Annotated in this window: 20 protein-coding genes; 11 read left to right on the plus strand and 9 right to left on the minus strand. The window is 67.7% G+C overall.

What is annotated here, in order from left to right:
- Window positions 1-53: 53 nt before the first annotated feature.
- Both H5U26_RS11795 and H5U26_RS11800 read right to left on the minus strand, forming a co-directional pair.
- Complete coding sequence (locus H5U26_RS11795; protein WP_290619910.1) at window positions 54-443, minus strand: type II toxin-antitoxin system VapC family toxin; 390 nt, start codon at window positions 441-443, stop codon at window positions 54-56.
- A complete protein-coding gene (locus tag H5U26_RS11800) occupies window positions 440-685 on the minus strand; it encodes a type II toxin-antitoxin system prevent-host-death family antitoxin (protein ID WP_290619912.1) in 246 nt (81 codons plus the stop codon). The genes H5U26_RS11795 and H5U26_RS11800 overlap by 4 nt, the downstream gene beginning before the upstream one ends.
- A 525-nt stretch (window positions 686-1,210) precedes the next feature.
- On the opposite strand from H5U26_RS11800, the gene H5U26_RS11805 reads away from it, so the two are divergent.
- The 7 genes from H5U26_RS11805 (at window position 1,211) to H5U26_RS11835 (ending at window position 7,773) form a co-directional block, all read left to right on the plus strand.
- Window positions 1,211-1,747: a PEP-CTERM sorting domain-containing protein gene (locus H5U26_RS11805; protein WP_290619914.1), complete on the plus strand. Its 537-nt coding sequence runs from the start codon at window positions 1,211-1,213 to the stop codon at window positions 1,745-1,747.
- Window positions 1,748-2,729: 982 nt separating this feature from the next.
- Entirely contained in the window at window positions 2,730-4,079 is a 1,350-nt protein-coding gene (locus H5U26_RS11810) for an MFS transporter (RefSeq protein ID WP_290619916.1), read from the plus strand.
- 25 nt (window positions 4,080-4,104) lie between these two features.
- Window positions 4,105-4,611: a single-stranded DNA-binding protein gene (ssb, locus tag H5U26_RS11815; protein ID WP_290619918.1), complete on the plus strand. Its 507-nt coding sequence runs from the start codon at window positions 4,105-4,107 to the stop codon at window positions 4,609-4,611.
- Between the two features lie 122 nt (window positions 4,612-4,733).
- Complete coding sequence (locus H5U26_RS11820; protein ID WP_290619919.1) at window positions 4,734-5,474, plus strand: methyltransferase domain-containing protein; 741 nt, start codon at window positions 4,734-4,736, stop codon at window positions 5,472-5,474.
- A complete protein-coding gene (rnhA, locus tag H5U26_RS11825; RefSeq protein ID WP_290619920.1) occupies window positions 5,471-5,944 on the plus strand; it encodes a ribonuclease HI in 474 nt (157 codons plus the stop codon). Before H5U26_RS11820 ends, rnhA begins: the two co-directional genes overlap by 4 nt.
- The gene (gene dnaQ / locus H5U26_RS11830; protein ID WP_290619922.1) at window positions 5,941-6,666 is read left to right on the plus strand and encodes a DNA polymerase III subunit epsilon; all 726 of its coding nucleotides are present in this window, start codon (window positions 5,941-5,943) and stop codon (window positions 6,664-6,666) included. Before rnhA ends, dnaQ begins: the two co-directional genes overlap by 4 nt.
- Before the next feature lie 78 nt (window positions 6,667-6,744).
- Entirely contained in the window at window positions 6,745-7,773 is a 1,029-nt protein-coding gene (locus tag H5U26_RS11835) for a 2Fe-2S iron-sulfur cluster-binding protein (protein ID WP_290619924.1), read from the plus strand.
- Between the two features lie 250 nt (window positions 7,774-8,023).
- Here the strand turns inward: H5U26_RS11835 and H5U26_RS11840 are convergent, their stop codons facing one another.
- From H5U26_RS11840 to plsY, 7 genes are all read right to left on the minus strand, one after another.
- A complete protein-coding gene (locus H5U26_RS11840; protein ID WP_290619926.1) occupies window positions 8,024-8,509 on the minus strand; it encodes an aromatic-ring-hydroxylating dioxygenase subunit beta in 486 nt (161 codons plus the stop codon).
- Between the two features lie 10 nt (window positions 8,510-8,519).
- Window positions 8,520-9,797: a Rieske 2Fe-2S domain-containing protein gene (locus H5U26_RS11845; RefSeq protein ID WP_290619928.1), complete on the minus strand. Its 1,278-nt coding sequence runs from the start codon at window positions 9,795-9,797 to the stop codon at window positions 8,520-8,522.
- A gap of 164 nt (window positions 9,798-9,961) precedes the next feature.
- Window positions 9,962-10,177, minus strand: coding sequence for a hypothetical protein (locus H5U26_RS11850; protein WP_290619930.1), 216 nt, complete (start codon window positions 10,175-10,177; stop codon window positions 9,962-9,964).
- A gap of 286 nt (window positions 10,178-10,463) precedes the next feature.
- Window positions 10,464-10,763 carry a type II toxin-antitoxin system MqsA family antitoxin gene (locus tag H5U26_RS11855; RefSeq protein WP_290619982.1) on the minus strand — a complete coding sequence of 100 codons (300 nt, stop codon included), beginning with the start codon at window positions 10,761-10,763 and terminating at the stop codon, window positions 10,464-10,466.
- A complete protein-coding gene (locus H5U26_RS11860) occupies window positions 10,705-10,986 on the minus strand; it encodes a DUF4258 domain-containing protein (RefSeq protein WP_290619984.1) in 282 nt (93 codons plus the stop codon). Before H5U26_RS11860 ends, H5U26_RS11855 begins: the two co-directional genes overlap by 59 nt.
- Window positions 10,987-11,058: 72 nt before the next feature.
- The gene (locus tag H5U26_RS11865) at window positions 11,059-11,547 is read right to left on the minus strand and encodes an EVE domain-containing protein (RefSeq protein WP_290619932.1); all 489 of its coding nucleotides are present in this window, start codon (window positions 11,545-11,547) and stop codon (window positions 11,059-11,061) included.
- The gene (gene plsY, locus H5U26_RS11870) at window positions 11,544-12,158 is read right to left on the minus strand and encodes a glycerol-3-phosphate 1-O-acyltransferase PlsY (protein ID WP_290619934.1); all 615 of its coding nucleotides are present in this window, start codon (window positions 12,156-12,158) and stop codon (window positions 11,544-11,546) included. Before plsY ends, H5U26_RS11865 begins: the two co-directional genes overlap by 4 nt.
- Before the next feature lie 71 nt (window positions 12,159-12,229).
- Between plsY and H5U26_RS11875 the strand changes: the two genes are divergently transcribed.
- The 4 genes from H5U26_RS11875 to H5U26_RS11890 all read left to right on the plus strand — a co-directional run bounded on the left by H5U26_RS11875 (window position 12,230) and on the right by H5U26_RS11890 (window position 16,729).
- Entirely contained in the window at window positions 12,230-13,387 is a 1,158-nt protein-coding gene (locus H5U26_RS11875) for an SAM-dependent methyltransferase (protein ID WP_290619936.1), read from the plus strand.
- A gap of 244 nt (window positions 13,388-13,631) precedes the next feature.
- Complete coding sequence (locus H5U26_RS11880) at window positions 13,632-14,879, plus strand: Rieske 2Fe-2S domain-containing protein (RefSeq protein ID WP_290619938.1); 1,248 nt, start codon at window positions 13,632-13,634, stop codon at window positions 14,877-14,879.
- A 10-nt stretch (window positions 14,880-14,889) separates the two neighbouring features.
- Window positions 14,890-15,399 carry an aromatic-ring-hydroxylating dioxygenase subunit beta gene (locus H5U26_RS11885; RefSeq protein WP_068802401.1) on the plus strand — a complete coding sequence of 170 codons (510 nt, stop codon included), beginning with the start codon at window positions 14,890-14,892 and terminating at the stop codon, window positions 15,397-15,399.
- Window positions 15,400-15,553: 154 nt separating this feature from the next.
- Complete coding sequence (locus H5U26_RS11890; protein ID WP_290619942.1) at window positions 15,554-16,729, plus strand: thiolase family protein; 1,176 nt, start codon at window positions 15,554-15,556, stop codon at window positions 16,727-16,729.
- Window positions 16,730-16,736: the final 7 nt, after the last annotated feature.

The following is a 16,736-nucleotide window of genomic DNA, read 5'->3' on the forward strand; positions in this document are numbered from 1 at the left end:
GAGGAGCGCAGCGACGTGAGGGCCTTGTCTTTCCGGCTGTTGCGCCCTCTGGCTCAGGCGGGCTGAACCGGCAGTGCTCTATGACGCGCAGCAGCGAGAAGGCCGGCATCCCGTGTCAGAAGTACGAGTCCTTCGACGCAGGCGGTTGCCAGCAGCACACGGTCGAATGGGTCCGGATGCTCCAGGCCGAGCGCACGGCAAGCCTCCACATGGCTGGCGGCGAGCGGCACGATCCGAAAGCCTTGGTCTTCCAGGCTGGCAGCGAGGGCAGTGTCGGGCAGCGGCAGTTTTCCGCGCGCGTTTTTGAGCACCATCTCCCACAGCGTGGCTGCACTGACGGCGCATTGCTCGTTGGCGATCAGTTTTCTGGTGGTGCGCCCAAGGTGGGCTGCGTCGGTCATCCACCAGTAGACCAGCTGTGTGTCGAGCAGGTAAGCGGTCATTCCGGGTCGTTGCCGACCAGCCCATCGGCGAGCTCGCGGTTGGCGGCGGCATCATCCCAGTCAGGGGCCGGTGGCGGCAGGCCGCGCCACGCGCCTGGCTTTCGATGCACGCGCGGCTCCTGTGCCTTGACCAGCCGCACCACGGGCGTGCCGTTGCGCGCGATGATGACTTCTTCTCCCGCCAGGGCGGCCTTTACCAGCTTTGAGAGCTGATTTTTCGCTTCCAGAATGTTGACTTGCATGGCTGTGTCCAGACTGTCAGGGGCAGGTGATGGTAGCAAGCGCTGGCCAGGCTGGCCAGACTGCCCCGTCGTCCTGAGTAGCGCAGCAACAACAACTCCGTCGTCCTGAGGAGCGCAGCGACGTGAGGACCTTGCCTTTCCGGCCGGTACCGCCAACCTTTCCGGCTGGTACCGTCCAGGCGCAACCAAGGGCAAGGTTGCCACGTCGCGCTGCGCGCTCCTCGCAACGACGGGGTGGGGTGGTGCCTGCGGGAGGCCCGGTCCCGGGCCGAATTTTTCAGCGAAAACCGCATGTCGTGTGGTGGGGTTGTCCTATCGTCCAATGGCCGGGACCTGCCCCTCGCCTAGACTCCGTCTCAATCCGCCACGGTACGGTGGACAGGAGGCACAGGCGTCACCCTCCGGTGCGGCAGTGGTGGATGAACGGGCGCTCATTGGCCTGTGGCAGTAATCGGGATGTCAGAATTGCAGTGCTAAAGTCGCCCCGCAAGTGCGCGGCGTCTCAGCCAACATGAGGGATTTGCAGTGAAGAAAAATATTGGTGCTTTGTTCCTGACAGCCGCCGTGGCATATGCCGGCGCTGCTTCGGCGGACACCATCGTTTACTACGCCGAGACTGGCGCTGGTGGTATTCGACAGGATGTTGATGTGACGTTGACGTCCCCAACTACGCGAAACATCTCCATTGCCTACGACAGTTCGCTGTGGGCCTCGATCACCTCTGCGACGCTGACCGTGTTGTTGGGCGGCGACCGGCTTGATGTGCAGCGGGAATTCGCGGACGTGGCCACGATTGAAGGCGTTGATCCGTTTGTCGGCAATGTGGAAATTGATGGTACCGCCACGCAGGCGTTCTGGGCCATCGATGTTGCTGACAAACTTCTGGCGCCCGATCATTTCACTCCGCTTATGTTCACGCTCAAGGCCGTTAGCGGAGATTTCGACTATCGCAACGCACGGTTGACGGTGAATTTCACCCCGGTTCCCGAGCCCGCCACGACTGCCCTGCTGGGCAGCGGCCTGCTGGTAGCGGGGCTGGCGCTGCGTCGACGCCCTTCCTGATCGGTCGGGTCTGCGTTATGCGGCGCGGCGCTCATTCGGGCGCCGCGCCCTGTCTGTAGAGAGATGGCAAGGTCCTCACGTCGCTGCGCTCCTCAGGACGACGGGGTGTTGGTGTGGCGCGGTGCGGTGCGGATTCGCGGCGGGGGCGCCGCTCCCACGGGGGGCTTCCACAGCGGCTTTTCCTGTGGGAGGCCCGCCCTCGGGCCGAATCTTCGGGTGCGGCGGGCGCGGTCCGGATTCGCGGCGGGGGCGCCGCTCCCACGGGAGGCTTCCACAGCGGCTTTTCCTGTGGGAGGCCCGCCCTCGGGCCGAATCTTCGGGTGCGGCGGGCGCGGTGCGGATTCGCGGCGGGGCGCCGATCCCACGGGAGCCTTCCACAGCGGCTTTTCCTGTGGGAGGCCCGCCCTCGGGCCGAATCTTCGGGTGCGGCGAGCGCGGTGCGGATTCGCGGCGGGGGCGCCGATCCCACGGGGGGCTTCCACAGCGGCTTTTCCTGTGGGAGGACCGCCCTCGGGCCGAATCTTCGGGTGCGGCGGGCGCGGTGCGGATTCGCGGCGGGGGCGCCGCTCCCACGGGCTCCCACGGGAGGCTTCCACGGCGGCTTTTCCTGTGGGAGGCCCGCCCTCGGGCCGAATCTTCGGGTGCGGCGGGCGCGGTGCGAATTCGCGGCGGGGGCGCCGCTCCCACGGGAGGCTTCCACAGCGGCTTTTCCTGTGGGAGGCCCGCCCTCGGGCCGAATCTTCGGGTGCGGCGGGCGCGGTCCGGATTTGCGGCGGGGGCGCCGATCCCGCGGTGTCGCTCGCACAAGGGTTGAGAGCAAGCGGCTGCCGGCATCGAGGCGGCTTCCGGCGCGACGGTGCTTGCCGTAGGGCGATGCTTGGCTGACGGTGCGCCTTGTGGCGGCGGGCGGGGCGGCCGGATAATGCCGGCCCGGCCGCGCGCACCGTCGCGCTGCCAACGACCCGATCCGACTCCCGCGTACATGACACCCAGCGAACGGCGCGTTACCGGCACCCTGTCGGCCATCTACATACTGCGCATGCTGGGGCTGTTCCTGCTGCTGCCGGTGCTGGCGCTGTACGCCGAGACGCTGCCCGGCGCCACGCCGGCCATGATCGGTCTGGCACTCGGCATGTACGGCCTGACGCAGGCGGTGTTCGGCATTCCCTTCGGCAGCGCGTCGGACCGGTTCGGGCGCAAGCCGGTCATCACGGCTGGCCTGTTGCTGTTCAGCGCCGGCAGCGTGCTGGCGGCGGCTGCGCACAGCGTGACCGTCATCATCGCCGGCCGGGCGCTGCAGGGCGCAGGCGCGGTGGCGGCGCCGATCATGGCGCTGCTGGCCGATCTGCTGCGCCCGGAGCAACGCAGCAAGGGCATGGCCGCCATCGGCATCAGCATCGGCGGGGCCTATCTGGTGTCGCTGCCGCTGGGGCCGGTGCTGGCGGCCTGGCTGACGGTGCCGGGCATTTTCCTGATGATCGCCGTGCTGGCGCTGGTCATGATCGGCCTGCTGTGGTGGCAGGTGCCAACCCCGGTGGTGTCGCGCGCGGTCAGCCGGCCGAGTGGGCAACTGCGCGTGGCGCTGAGCGACCCGCATCTGCTGCGGCTGTACTTCAGCATCATGGCGCTGCACATCCTGATGACCGGCACGTTCGTGGTGCTGCCGCCGCTGCTGCGCGACAACCTGCACCTGCCGGCGGCGCAGCATCTGTGGCTGTATCTGCCGACCGTGCTGCTGTCGATCGCGGCCATGGTGCCGCTGATCGTCTACGCCGAGCGGCGCGCCCGCCTGAAGCAGGTGTTCGTGGCCATGGTGGGGCTGCTCACCGGCGGCCTGCTGGTGCTGCTGGAGGGCAATCACGTGCTGTGGGGCGTGGCGGCCGGGCTGCTGGCCTTCCTGATCGCGTTCAACGTGCTGGAGGCCACGCTGCCGTCCATGATGTCGCGCCTGGCACCCATGGCGGGTCGCGGGACGGCGATGGGCGTGTATTCCACGGCGCAGTTTCTGGGGGCTTTCATCGGCGGAGCAGGGGCCGGGTGGCTGCGTGGCCATCACGGCGCCACGGGTGTGCTGCTGGCCGGCCTTGCGCTGTGCGTGATCTGGCTGGCGATATCGCTTGGCCTGCAGGCACCGGCCCACCTGAAAACGCAGCTGGTCGACGTGGGTCGGTTGAGCCCCGAGCAGGCGCGCACGCTGACCGATGAACTGTCGGCGCTGGTCGGCGTGGCCGAGGCGGTGGTGATTCCGGAGGAAGGTGTAGCCTACCTGCGGGTGGATGGGCAGCGGTTCGAGCCGGCCAGCCTGGAGCGGTTCTCGGCGGCGAAAATTTGATGATTTCGATATTACGGAGGCGGTCATGGCGCGCGGCATCAACAAGGTAATTCTGATCGGCAACCTGGGGCGCGACCCCGAGGTGCGCTACACGGCCGGCGGCTCGGCGGTGGCCAATCTGCGCATCGCCACCACCGAGTCGTGGAAGGACAAGCAGACCGGCGAGAAGAAGGAAGCCACCGAATGGCACAGCGTGGTGCTGTTCGGCAAGCTCGGCGAGATTGCCGGCGAGTACCTCAAGAAGGGCCGCACGGTGTACATCGAAGGCCGCTTGCAGACGCGCAAGTATCAGGACAAGGAAGGCGTCGAGCGCTACAGCACCGAAATCGTCGGCTCGGACATGCAGATGCTCGGTGGCGGCGGCGAGGGCCGTGGCGAAGGCGGTGGCAGTTACGGCGGCCGCCAGAGCGGTGGTGAAGAGCCGACCTGGGGCGGCGGTGCGCCGGCGGCGGCTGGTCGACCGGGCGGCGGCGCCAGCAAGCCTGCGGCCGACGACTTCGGCGGCGATTTCGACGACGACATCCCGTTTTAGGAATCGGTCGTGCCGGTGGCAGCCGTCCGGCGTACACGGCGGCTGAAAAGCCTTTTGTGGCTTGAAACCCCTGCCGTCGCCGACCTGCCAGAGCCTGCTGTTGCGCGCTGTATCCTGATCACATGAGCTCCACACCGTCCGCCGTCCAGGCGCCCGATCCACTGGCCGCCGCCCTCACGCAGACCCTGCACGCGCAGGTCTGCGCCTTGCTGCCGCGGGGCCTGCAGGGTCTGGTGGTGCAGGTGCCGGGGCACTGGCCGGCCGTGGACCTGGGCGGGCGCGGCGAGCGCGCCTGGTCGGTGGTCATGGCCGGGCCGGGTGCGCCGGCGGCGGGTGTCGGCCTGCGCGCCGATCCGGCCGCCTGGCCGCTGGCCAGCGACAGCGCGGCGGTGGTGATCCTGCTGCACGTGCTGGAACACGTGGCCGATCCGGCACCGATCCTGGCCGAGGCCGAGCGGGTGCTGATGCCGTTCGGGCGGCTGCTGGTGGCCGGCTTCAACCCGTGGAGCCTGTGCGGGCTGCGTGGGCTGGCCGAGCGCTTCGGCAATCATTCCCGCGACTGGTGGCCGCAGCATTTGCGCTCGGTGGGCGAACTGCGTCAGTTGCTGGCCCGCCTGCCGATGCAGGTGGAGGACGTCACGACGGCGTTTTTCCGCCTGCCGCTGGAGCGGCAATGGGCGCTGCGCGGTACGCGCGTCATGGAGCGCATCGGCCCGCGCCTGCTGCCGCGCGGTGGCGGGCTGTATTGCCTGGCCGCCAGCAAGCGGCGCTTTGCGGTGCGCCCGCTGCGCCTGCAGTGGCAGCGCCTGCCGGTTTACGCAACACCTGCGCAGCGGCTGCCGGCCGGACGGGCGGCGGCATGAGCCAGCCGGTGCAAATCTTTGCCGACGGCGCCTGCCGCGGCAATCCGGGTCCGGGCGGCTGGGGCGCGCTGCTGCGCTACGGCGAGCAGGAGCGCGAGCTGTGGGGCGGCGAGGCCCACACCACCAACAATCGGATGGAACTGACGGCCGTGATTCGCGCGCTGGAGGTGCTGCAACGGCCAAGCCGGCTGCACATCGTCACCGATTCGCAGTACGTGCTGCACGGCATCACGCAGTGGCTGGCCGGCTGGAAACGGCGTGGCTGGCGCACCGCCGACGGCAAGCCGGTCAAGAACCAGGAGCTGTGGCAGCGTCTGGACGAACTGTTGGTGCCGCACCAGGCCGAGTGGACCTGGGTGCGCGGCCACACCGGGCATCCGGAAAACGAGCGCGCCGACGCCCTGGCCAATCGCGGCATCGATGAACTGCTGGGCGGCAAGGCGGCGGCGGGCGCGGGTGGCCGGCGATGAGGCAGATCGTTCTGGATACCGAGACCACGGGCCTGTCGCCGTCCGAGGGCCACCGCGTGATCGAAATCGGCGCCGTCGAGCTGCTGAACCGCCGCCTGACCGGCAAGCATTTCCACCACTACCTGCAGCCGGACCGGCCGATCGACCCCGGCGCCGAGGAAGTGCACGGCATCAGCAACGAATTCCTGGCCGACAAGCCGCGCTTTGGCGACGTGGCGGCGGAATTCCTGGAGTTCATCGCCGGTGCCGAGCTGGTGATCCACAACGCCGACTTCGACATCGGCTTTCTGAACGCCGAGCTGGCACGCCTCGACAACGGGACTCCGGATCGCATCGACGCCCTGTGCAGCGTGCTCGATACGCTGCCGATGGCGCGGCGCCTGCATCCTGGCCAGCGCAACACGCTGGACGCCCTGTGCCGCCGCTACGGCGTGGACAACTCCGGGCGCAGCCTGCACGGCGCGCTGCTGGACGCGCAGATTCTGGCGGATGTGTACCTGGCCATGACCGGCGGCCAGGTCACGCTGCTGCTGGGTGACGAGGCCAACGCCGCGCACGACGGCAATGCGGCCCAGCCGCTGCGCGTTCGCGCCGACCGACCGGCGCTGCCGGTCACCCTGCCGACCGAGGACGAGATGCTTGCCCACATGGCGCGTCTGAAGGCCATCGACAAGGTCAGCGGCGGGCGTTGCCTGTGGCTGGCCGGCGGCGTCGATTCCTGACTGTCCGGCTTGGGTAAACTTGCGGACCGATTTTTTTCGCGCCACCCCCTTTCGTTCACGACCCATAAAGGTAGACCCATGAGCCAGGCCTTCTCCATCCGCGTGCAGCAATCCGGCGCCGAGTACCCCTGCGCCCCGGACGATACGGTGCTGCGCGCCGGTCTGCGGGCGGGCGTTGGCCTGTCCTATGAGTGCAACGTCGGCAGCTGCGGCAGCTGCAAGTTCGAAGTGGTGGAAGGCGAGGTGCGCACCCTGTGGGAGGAAGCCCCGGGCCTGAACCCGCGCGATCGTCAGCGCGGCCGGCTGCTGGCCTGCCAGTGCGTGCCGGTGAGCGACTGCGTGATCAAGCCGATGATCATCGACGATCATTTCATCCCGACCGACACGCCGCGCCGGTTCAAGGGCGAGTTGCTGGCCGTCCGCGATCTGACGCACGACATCCGCGAGTTCGTGTTCAAGGATAACCAGCCGGCCGGCTTTCGGCCGGGCCAGTACGCGCTGCTGCACCTGCCGGGTGTAGCCGGGCCGCGTGCCTATTCCATGTCCAACATCCGCAACGCCGACGGGCGCTGGGAGTTCATCATCCGCAAGGTGCCCAACGGCGCCGGCACCGCGGCGCTGTTCGACCTGAAGGTCGGCGACCACATCGACATCGACGGCCCGTACGGCCTGGCCTACCTGCGCACCGAGATCAAGCGCACCGTGGTGTGCATCGGCGGCGGCTCGGGCCTGGCGCCCATGCTGTCGATTGCCCGCGGGCTGGTGGCGGACCCGTCCATGGATGGCGTGAAGCTGAAGTTCTTCTATGGCGCCCGCGGGCCGCGCGACCTGTGCGGCGAGGAGGAACTCAAGGCCCTGCCGGGCTTTGGCGATCGCATCGAGTTTTTCCCCGCGCTGTCCGATCCGGACCTGGCCAAGGCCGGCAGCTGGACCGGCCTGCTCGGCTTCATCCACGAGCAGGTCAAGGCGCACATCCCGGCCGACCAGCTGATGGAATGCGAGTTCTACACCTGTGGCCCGCCGGTGATGATCAATGCCGTCATGCAGATGCTGGGCGGCGAGCTGAAGGTACCGCCGGACCGCATCCATTACGACAGCTTCGTCTGATCGGTGCGCCACCCGCGCGTCCTGCTGGGCGCGCGGCGGCACTGGCTGGGCCGGCTGCGGGATCGAGGACGCCGGCCGCATTGCCGAGCAGGCCGGCGCCAGGGCGCTGGTCAGAAGCCACGTCATTTCGCACAACGCGAGCGACGATCGCCTGCGCCTGGCCAGCCGGCATTACTCCGGCCGGCTGGTGCCGGGGCACGATCTGGCGGCCATCGGCATAGGCCGCCGGCGCGCGGCCTGACGAAGCGTCTCAGATGATCGGCGGCAGCAGCGGTACCAGGCCGTCGCTGTTCAGCAACGCCACTTTCTTGTGGGCGATTCGCCACTGGTCGCCGTGCCGCTGCAGGCGGTATTCGCACTGCGCCGGCAGGATCTCCAGCACCTGATCGCGGCGCTGGTCGTTCTCGCGGTACAGGTAGATCACCTGGTTGCAGGCGATGTCGGCGCTGTCGCCATCGGCGCGCTCCACAAGCACGTTGCTGACCGTGTGCACGCTGCGGATGGGCGGGTCGCCCACCCAGTAGAACGGGCTTTCGGCCCGGTCGAGGCGGTCTTCCACCATGGACGGCGTGGCGTAGACGATGGAGCAATGCAGCTGTGGATCGCCGTCGGCGTCGCCGTTGGGCACCCAGTAGATCGCATCGTCGGTCAGCAGTTGTCGCCAGTCGCGAAACTTGCGCTGATCGAGCAGCCGCACTTCGCGGAACAGGAAGGCTTCAGCTTGGGCCTGGTTCATGTGCTGCTCCTCAGCCTGCCGCGGCCAGGCGGATGCGGCTGGGCGCGGGCGCCTTGCCTTCCATCAATCGCCGGTATTCGTAGTAGGGCGCCCGCTGCTGGGTTTCCTGCGTGTGATGGCCGCAGCGCAGGCCCTCGGCGGTGGTTTCTTCCGATTTCAGACCCCGGTTGAACAGCACCCACGGCGCCGTCCAGGCTTCCATGCCCTGCTGGATGCGATCAAACGTGGCCAGGTCGTCCGGTCCGCCGGCCCCGCCGGGGCCGTAGAAGAACTCATGCTCGCGCACCCGACGCAGGTTCATCTCGGCCGGCGCGCCGACCATGGAGGTGTGGTACTGGCGCACTTCGGTGAGGTCGGCCGCCAGGGGCCGGATCACCCGCACGTGGTATTCCAGGATCGCCATGTTCGGGAACAGCACGATGTTGAAGCGGTGGCGCAGCGCGTTCATGGCCCGCTGGCGGCCATGGGCACTGATCAGCATGTCGATGAACTCGGCCGGCCAGCGCTCGTGCACCTGCGCGTCGGTGAGGGTGTAGTTCTCGATGATGTTGTGGCCGAAGCCCAGGTCGTAGGCCTTCATGGGCAGGTTTTGGTACTGCTTCATGATCGGCAGGAAGCGGCTCATGATGTCGATGGCCGTGCGGTGGTTGTGCCACACGTGGTAGCCCTCGACGCTGCCTTCCAGCTGCGCCTTCCAGTTGCCGCGGTAGCGGTGCTTGTAGATGCCGGTGCGCCCGACGGTGATTTCGCCGGTTGGCGACAGGTCGCAGTAGTAGTCGATGTACTTTTTGGCGGCGGCGATGTGGGTGTCGAAGTCGCGCACGTCCGGGTTCAGGCTCGCGAACACGAAGCCGCGGTAGCTGCCCACGCGCGGCGCCGCCGGCAGGCCAAGGCCGGCGTAATCGAGCTCGCCCTCGTTGTAGCCGCGCGGCAGGCCGACCGCCTCCAGGCTGCCGTCCAGGCGAAAGGTCCAGGCGTGGTAGGGGCAGGTGAAACTTTCCGCGTGACCGAACTCGCGTGCACACAGGGTCGAGCCGCGGTGCGTGCAACGGTTGGCGATGACGTGGATTTGGCCTGCCATGTCGCGCGACATGATCACCGGCACGCGGCCGATGAAGCTGGTCTTGTAGTCGCCCGGGTTGGGCACCTCGCTGGCGTGGCCCACGTACACCCAGGTGGCGTGGAAAATCTTGTCCATCTCCTCGTCGAAGATGGCCGGGTCACGGTACAGCTCGGCGTGGTTGGCCTCGGGCCGCGACATTTCCGGTCGGTAATGGCTCTGTGACATCGTTCGTTCTCCTCGGTCTGCACTTGGCGGCAGTTGAATCGGGTGCTGCGATTATCCGACGCTTTTCGGTCGCACATGCCACGGTGCGCAGCGCTCGGTGGCCGCGCCGCAGGCCGCAGGCGCCCACCGGCGCGCCGTGCCCGGCTGACGCGCGGTGCGTCTATTCAGGCAGGCGGTTGGCCGCGTCGTAGCCTTTTTTTCGTGACCTCGAATATCTCCTCCGCCGTGCCGCGGGCAGCCAGCAGGCCGCCATTGACCAGCTCTTTCAGGGCCGCTTCCCAGGCCGCAGTGGCGCGCGCATCCGCGCGGTTGTCGTCCGGCAGCAGGTTCCTGTCGTTGGTGACCAGCTCGTCACCCGTGCCGTAATGCGCAAACTGCACGATACCGGCCGGATCCTTGGCGGCCTCCTTCAGGAGCCGCTGCGGGTGCAGCCCGAAACATGGTTGCGCCAAAACCGGCCCAGAAACAGCAGCACAAGATGCCGACCTTGACCTTCTCGGAAGCGCTGGCAAGGAGACGGGCAAGATGGGCGGGCGGTCGAAGGGTGGCCCTGCACCGACCCGCTGACACCGCGCCACGCCCGCACCCGATCGTTGAACGGGTGGTGAATCGTCGGCTGTGCGACCGGTAGCCCTCGCTTGTCGGGGATTTCCAACGCCCGGTCAGTCACGCCTCCGCAGCCTCGAAGGCCGCCACCGGCACTATTCGATTGACCGCGATCGACTTGCGCAGCGCCTTGATGCGTTCGATTTCGTGCAGGGTTTGCGCGGAGAAATAAGACTCGCCGCAACTCGGGCACGACCACATGGGAATGGCCTCGATGACCAGCAGGGCCGCGCCCTGGCCGAAGCTGCGCGTGACGTGTTTCAACTGCACTGCGGCGCTGCCGCAATGAGCGCAGTGTTGCTCAACAACGGTAGACGGTGACGACGATGAGCTTGCCGGTGATGCCGATTTTGACGACAGCTTCCGCGGCGGTGCCGTTGAGCGTGGCGCCTGTGACGACGCACTTGACTTCGCGGCTTTGGGGGTCGCGCTGGCGCGCGGTGATTTGCCCCGTGAGGATGATGTTTTCGAGGTCGAGGATGCAGAGGTGGTCATCTTCAAGCTCTTCGGCGGCGCGGGTGGAAACGACGTAGTTCAGCGTACGGATCAGGTGGCGGAACTGGCTGATCGTTGCTGGTGCCATGAAATCCAGTGTACGGAATCTGGCACGCGAAGTAGGTCTTGGGTTCGCCTGGGTCAGGGGTTGGTTGCGAGCTCAAAGCGGCTTGTCGAACCGTGCATCGTGGTCCTGTGCCATCGCCAGAATGACCGACCACGCCTGCTCGGACACCGGCATCACCGACAGCCTGTTCCCGCGCCGCACCAGCGGCATGTCGATCAGCGCCGGGTGCTCGCGCAGTTCGGCGAGCGAGATCAGGCGCGGCAGTTTGCGCACCAGGCGCACGTCGACCATGAACCAGCGCGGCTTGTCGGGGGTGGAGGCCGGGTCGAAGTATTTGCTCTCCGGATTCCACGAACTGTGGTCCGGATACGCCTCGCGCACGACTTCCACGATGCCGACGATGCCCGGCGGGTCGCAGTTGGAGTGGTAGAAAAAGGCCTGATCGCCGACCTGCATGGCGCGCATGAAGTTGCGTGCCTGGTAGTTGCGCACGCCGTCCCAGTGCTCGGTGGCGTCGGGCTTGGCGGCCAGGTGGTCGATGCCGAACACGTCCGGTTCGGATTTGAACAGCCAGTGGTTCATGGGGTGCTCGGGGTGGCTGACTTGCGGCCGATGCGGCTTTCCGTGCCGGCGCGCAGGCGGGCGATGTTCTCGCGGTGGCGCCAGGTGAGGATGGCGGCGATCAGCAGCGTGGTCAGCACCAGCGCCGGCTGGCGCGTCCACAGCGCGGTGTAGATCGGCGTCAACCCGACGGCGACCAGGGCGGCCAGGGACGAATAGCGCGTGATGGCGGCGGTGGCGAGCCAGGTAAGACAGGCAGCCAGGCCAACCGGCGGGCTCATGGCCAGCACCACGCCGAGGGTGGTGGCGACGCCCTTGCCGCCGGCGAAGCCAAAATAGAGCGGGTACAAATGACCGAGAAACGCCGCGAACATGACCGCCGCCAGGCCCCACGGCGGCAGGTGCAGCGCATGCGCCGCCAGCACCGGCAGCACGCCCTTGAGCAGGTCGCCGGCCAGGGTCAGGAAGGCCGGCCACTTGCCGCCGATGCGCAGCACGTTGGTGGCGCCCGGATTGCGGGAACCTGCGCTGCGCGGGTCCGGCAGGCGCAGCAGGCGACACACGACAATGGCCGCCGACAGCGAGCCCAGCAGGTAGGCAACGACGGTGAGAGCCAGGGACAGAATCAACATGCGGATGACCGGGATGGATGAAACGCGGCGGGCGACAGGCGCAGCGACGCGGATATTAACGGTGCCGGCCCATGCCTGAGCTGCCGCTGCCGGATGCCCAGGCGCTGGAGCTGTCGGCGCAGCTTGCGGGCCGCATCCGCGCGGCGATTGCCGCTGGCGGCGGGCGGCTGGGTTTCGATGCCTACATGCAGCTGGCCCTGTACGAGCCGGGGCTCGGGTATTACGTCAACGGGCTGCGCAAGTTCGGGGCCGAGGGGGATTTCACCACCGCGCCTGAGCGCTCGCCGCTGTTTGCCCGCGCGCTGGCGCGGCAGGTGGCGCAGGTACTCAGCGCCGTGCCGGATGGCGAGGTGCTGGAATTCGGCCCCGGCAGCGGCGCGCTGGCGGCCGAGTTGCTGGCGGAACTCGACGCGCTCGGCTGCCTGCCGCGGCGGTATCTGATGCTGGAGCTGAGCGCCGAGCTGCAGCAGCGCCAGCGCGCGGCAATCGCCCGGCGCGTGCCGCATCTGGCCGGGCGGTTGGCGTGGCTCGCGCAGTTGCCGGAGCAATTCACGGGCGTGGTGATCGCCAACGAGGTGCTGGACGCCATGCCGGTACGGCGGTTTCGTGTGGTGGATGGCGGCATTACCGAGCTTTACGTGACCACGGCGGGGGAGGGCATGGAGCTGGTCAACGGCCCGCCGCAGGACGAGCTGCTGGCAGCCCGCGTGGCCTCGCTCGATCTGCCCACCGGTTACGAATCGGAAGTCAATTTCGCCGCCGAGGCCTGGGTCCGCACGCTGTGCGAGCGCCTGCAGCGCGGCCTGCTGCTGCTGATCGACTACGGCTACGCGCAGGCCGAGTACTACCACCCGCAACGCCACACCGGCACGCTGCAGTGCCATTACCGCCAGCGCGCGCACGCCGATGCGCTGCTGTGGCCGGGTTTGCAGGACATCACGGCGCATGTCGATTTCACCGCCATGGCGCAGGCCGGATGCGAGGCCGGGGCGAGCCTGGCCGGTTTCGCCAATCAGGCGCAGTTCCTCATCAACTGTGGTCTGCCGCAGCTGCTGGAAGCGCTCGACCCGGCCGATCCGGCATACATGGACCTGGCCCTGCAGGTGCGGCAGCTGCTGCTGCCGCAGGCCATGGGCGAGGCCTTCAAGGTGCTGGCGCTGACACGCGGGCTGGACGACGGCGACGGTCTGATCGGCTTTGCCAGTGGCGATCGGCGGCACCGGCTGTGAGCGGGGACATGTGCCGGTATTGACGCCGGTCAGGCTGACGCCGGTGCGGATGGTTGAACGAGGCTAACGACCGTTAGAATGCAGTTCGGCTCTGACAAGGCGTGCGGGAGTCGGCGGCCCAGGGAAGGGTAGTAGGGTGGTGCCGGTGGCCCCGGCACGCGCGCTTTCCAATCAGGCACGGGCTTCCCGCGACAGGGTGGCCCGATCCGCCGGCCCGGTGCCGGCATTACGCAGGAGCAAGGGCATGCGTATCGAACGTCTCTCCCCGGCCAGTTACCGGGACCTGATCCAGCCGGACCGCGTCCACGGCTCGCTGTATACCGAGCCGTACGTGTTCGAGGACGAGCTGGACAAGATTTTTTCGCGCGGCTGGGTGTTCGTGGCCCACGACAGCGAGCTGCCGAACCCGGGCGACTACATCACCCGCACCGTCGGGCGCCAGCACTACCTGGTGGTGCGCGGCCAGGATGGCGCGGTGAACGTGTTCATCAACCGCTGCCAGCATCGCGGCAATCTGGTGTGCAACACCGCCGCCGGCAACGCCAGGAACTTCACCTGCCCCTACCACGGCTGGACCTTCGGCCTGAATGGCGAGCTGCAGGACGTGCCGCACGCCGGCGGCTTCCAGAAGGACTGGAGCAAGCTTGGCCTGGAGGTGCCGCGCAGCGGCAGCTACCGCGGTTTTGTGTTTGCCAGCGCGGCGCCGGACGGCATTACGCTCGACGAGCACCTGGGCCGCGCCAAGGAGCTGATCGACCGCGCCTGCGACCTGTCGCCCGAGGGCAGGCTGCGCCTTTCCGCCGGCTGGGTGCGCCATGAGTACGGCGCCAACTGGAAGATGCTGCCCGAGAACGACACCGACGGTTACCACGTCGGCTTCACGCATCAGTCCTTCGTGCGGGCCATCCGCTCGCAGTACGACCAGTTCGTGGCGGACGACACCTCGGCCAACGGCGTCATCCGCGACTGGGGCAACGGCCACACCGAGATCGACTTTGCCGGCGGCTACACCAAGCCGCTGGAGTGGCTGGGCACCAGCCCCGAAAAGGCCGCCGACTACGTGGCCGCGATGGAAAAATCGTACGGCAAGGAGCGGGCCGCCGAGCTGATGCGCCTGGGTCCGCCGCACGCCTGCATCTGGCCGAACCTGTTTCTGGCCGAGATGAACATCGTCATTTTCCAGCCGCTGGCCGTGAACAAGAGCGTGCAGTGGCACACGCCGATGTTGCTGGAAGGCGCGCCGAGCCTGGATTTTCGGCTGTTGCGGCAAAGCGAGGGGGCGCTCGGGCCGGCCTCGTTCCTGGTGGCGGACGACGCGTCGATTGCCGAGCGGGCGCAGCAGGCACTCGAAGCCGGTGATCCGTGGTGTGATTTGAGCCGCGGCCTGAATCGCGAGGAAACCGACCCGCGCGGCGTGCGTACCTCGCACATGACCGACGAGACCTCGAACCGCGGTTTCTGGCAGCACTACCTGCACGTGATGGCCGGCTGAGGGGCACGCAATGAGCACTGCAACACTCGAACAAGCCGCGCTCGGCGAAGCCGAACTGCGCGAAGTGACCGGCTTCATCTATCAGGAAGCGCGCCTGGCCGACGAGTCCCGCTACGCCGACTGGGAAGCCCTGTGGACCGACGACGGCGTGTACTGGGTGCCGCGCGCCGAGGGCCACGACCCGAACACGCACGTGTCGCACATCTACGACAACCGCACCCGTATCGCCACCCGCGTGCGCCAGCTGCTGACCGGCTATCGTTACAGCCAGGAGCCGGCCTCGCCGATGCGGCGGTTGATTTCCAATGTCGAGATCGGCCGAACGGATGACGGCTACGAGGTCGGCTCGAACTTCATGCTGATCGAGACGGTGGTCCAGTCCACACACGCCATGCGCATCTGGGCCGGGCGCACCACGCACCGGCTGCGGCGCACGGACGAAGGCCTGAAGATGGCCTACAAGAAGGTGGTCCTGGTCAATGGCGACGAGGCGATTCCGAATCTGGCATTTCTGATTTGATGGTTTGCCGCGGCGGCAAGGAATCCGCCCCCGAAGAGCGCCCGCCGCTCGCCTGATTGTAGAAAGCCGGATCGGGCGATCCGGCTTTCTTAGGTCCGAACAGTCCGGGATGGATTGCTGCGGGCCTGCCCCCACAACCTTGAGGAGAAACTGCATGGCCAGCAAGAAACCGCTGGCGGCGATCCGTGGCTTTGCCATGTCGGATCTGAGCCGTCAGTACATCGGGCCGACCTGGCAACTGGCGGTCACCGCCATCCACCGCGCCATCGCCGACGCCGGGCTGAAGAAGTCCGACATCGACGGCCTGCTCATCAACAAGAGCCCGGTCGCGACGCTGATGGACCTGCCGATGGACCTGCTGGACTACGCGGGCCTGAAGGATCTGACCCTGTGCTCGGTGGTCGAGGCCGAGGGTTCGTCCGGCGTGCAGATGGTGCAGCAGGCCGCGCTGGCAGTGCAGGCCGGCATGGCCAAGGCGGTGGTGTGCGTGTTTTCGGACGCGCCGATCGTGCCGGGGGTCAGTACCCAACAGGCCTTTGGCATGCCGCTGCCGCTGATGGGCAAGCTCGGCAGCGAGGCGCCGACTGGCCTGTTCGGGCCGGTGGCGGCCTATGCGCTGGCGGCGCGGCGCTACATGCACAAGAATCATCTGACCGAGGATCACCTGGGCGCGGTGGCGGTCGCCTGCCGGCAGTGGGCGCTCAAGAGTCCGCTGGCGATGATGAAAAAGCCGCTCAGCATGCAAGACCACCACAACTCGCCGTACGTGGTGGAGCCGTTTCACCTGTTCGACTGCTCGTTCCCGGTCAACGGCGCCGTGGCCGTGGTCGTGACCAGTGCCGAGCGCGCCGCCGACGGCCCACAGCCGGCGGTGTACATCCACGGCATGGGGCAGGGGCACCGCGGTGTGACCAACCGGCGCGGCTTCGAGAACGAGATCGAGATCGGTGCCAAGCTGGCCGGGCAGGGCGCCTACGCCATGGCCGGTGTCGGCCCCAAGGACATCGACTGCGCGCAGGTTTACGACGCGTTCACCTATTGCATCCTGCTGCAGCTGGAGCAGTACGGCTTCGTCGAGCCGGGCGGCGCCGGTGAGTTCGTGCTGGCCGGCCAGACGGCGCCGGGCGGCAGCTTTCCGGTCAACACCGGCGGCGGCCAGTTGTCCGGCTATTACCTGCAGGGCGGCACGCCGCTGTCGGAGGGCGTGATGCAGGCCCGTGGCACGGCCGGCGAGCGCCAGGTCAAGCACGATCTGGTGCTTACCGCCGCCTACGGCGGGCGCATGATGTACCACGCCTGCATGATCACCAGCCCGCACGCCAGCCTGTAAGGAGGTC

Origin of the sequence: Immundisolibacter sp. (assembly GCF_014359565.1) — a bacterium.
Lineage (GTDB): Bacteria > Pseudomonadota > Gammaproteobacteria > Immundisolibacterales > Immundisolibacteraceae > Immundisolibacter.

What these genes read in the sequence shown, in the direction of transcription:
- H5U26_RS11795 (WP_290619910.1), bottom strand. Translation starts at nt 443, where the DNA reads ATGACCGCTTACCTGCTCGACACACAGCTGGTCTACTGGTGGATGACC.
- H5U26_RS11800 (WP_290619912.1), bottom strand. Translation starts at nt 685, where the DNA reads ATGCAAGTCAACATTCTGGAAGCGAAAAATCAGCTCTCAAAGCTGGTA.
- H5U26_RS11810 (WP_290619916.1), top strand. Translation starts at nt 2,730, where the DNA reads ATGACACCCAGCGAACGGCGCGTTACCGGCACCCTGTCGGCCATCTAC.
- ssb (WP_290619918.1), top strand. Translation starts at nt 4,105, where the DNA reads ATGGCGCGCGGCATCAACAAGGTAATTCTGATCGGCAACCTGGGGCGC.
- H5U26_RS11820 (WP_290619919.1), top strand. Translation starts at nt 4,734, where the DNA reads ATGAGCTCCACACCGTCCGCCGTCCAGGCGCCCGATCCACTGGCCGCC.
- rnhA (WP_290619920.1), top strand. Translation starts at nt 5,471, where the DNA reads ATGAGCCAGCCGGTGCAAATCTTTGCCGACGGCGCCTGCCGCGGCAAT.
- dnaQ (WP_290619922.1), top strand. Translation starts at nt 5,941, where the DNA reads ATGAGGCAGATCGTTCTGGATACCGAGACCACGGGCCTGTCGCCGTCC.
- H5U26_RS11835 (WP_290619924.1), top strand. Translation starts at nt 6,745, where the DNA reads ATGAGCCAGGCCTTCTCCATCCGCGTGCAGCAATCCGGCGCCGAGTAC.
- H5U26_RS11840 (WP_290619926.1), bottom strand. Translation starts at nt 8,509, where the DNA reads ATGAACCAGGCCCAAGCTGAAGCCTTCCTGTTCCGCGAAGTGCGGCTG.
- H5U26_RS11845 (WP_290619928.1), bottom strand. Translation starts at nt 9,797, where the DNA reads ATGTCACAGAGCCATTACCGACCGGAAATGTCGCGGCCCGAGGCCAAC.
- H5U26_RS11860 (WP_290619984.1), bottom strand. Translation starts at nt 10,986, where the DNA reads ATGGCACCAGCAACGATCAGCCAGTTCCGCCACCTGATCCGTACGCTG.
- H5U26_RS11865 (WP_290619932.1), bottom strand. Translation starts at nt 11,547, where the DNA reads ATGAACCACTGGCTGTTCAAATCCGAACCGGACGTGTTCGGCATCGAC.
- plsY (WP_290619934.1), bottom strand. Translation starts at nt 12,158, where the DNA reads ATGTTGATTCTGTCCCTGGCTCTCACCGTCGTTGCCTACCTGCTGGGC.
- H5U26_RS11875 (WP_290619936.1), top strand. Translation starts at nt 12,230, where the DNA reads ATGCCTGAGCTGCCGCTGCCGGATGCCCAGGCGCTGGAGCTGTCGGCG.
- H5U26_RS11880 (WP_290619938.1), top strand. Translation starts at nt 13,632, where the DNA reads ATGCGTATCGAACGTCTCTCCCCGGCCAGTTACCGGGACCTGATCCAG.
- H5U26_RS11885 (WP_068802401.1), top strand. Translation starts at nt 14,890, where the DNA reads ATGAGCACTGCAACACTCGAACAAGCCGCGCTCGGCGAAGCCGAACTG.
- H5U26_RS11890 (WP_290619942.1), top strand. Translation starts at nt 15,554, where the DNA reads ATGGCCAGCAAGAAACCGCTGGCGGCGATCCGTGGCTTTGCCATGTCG.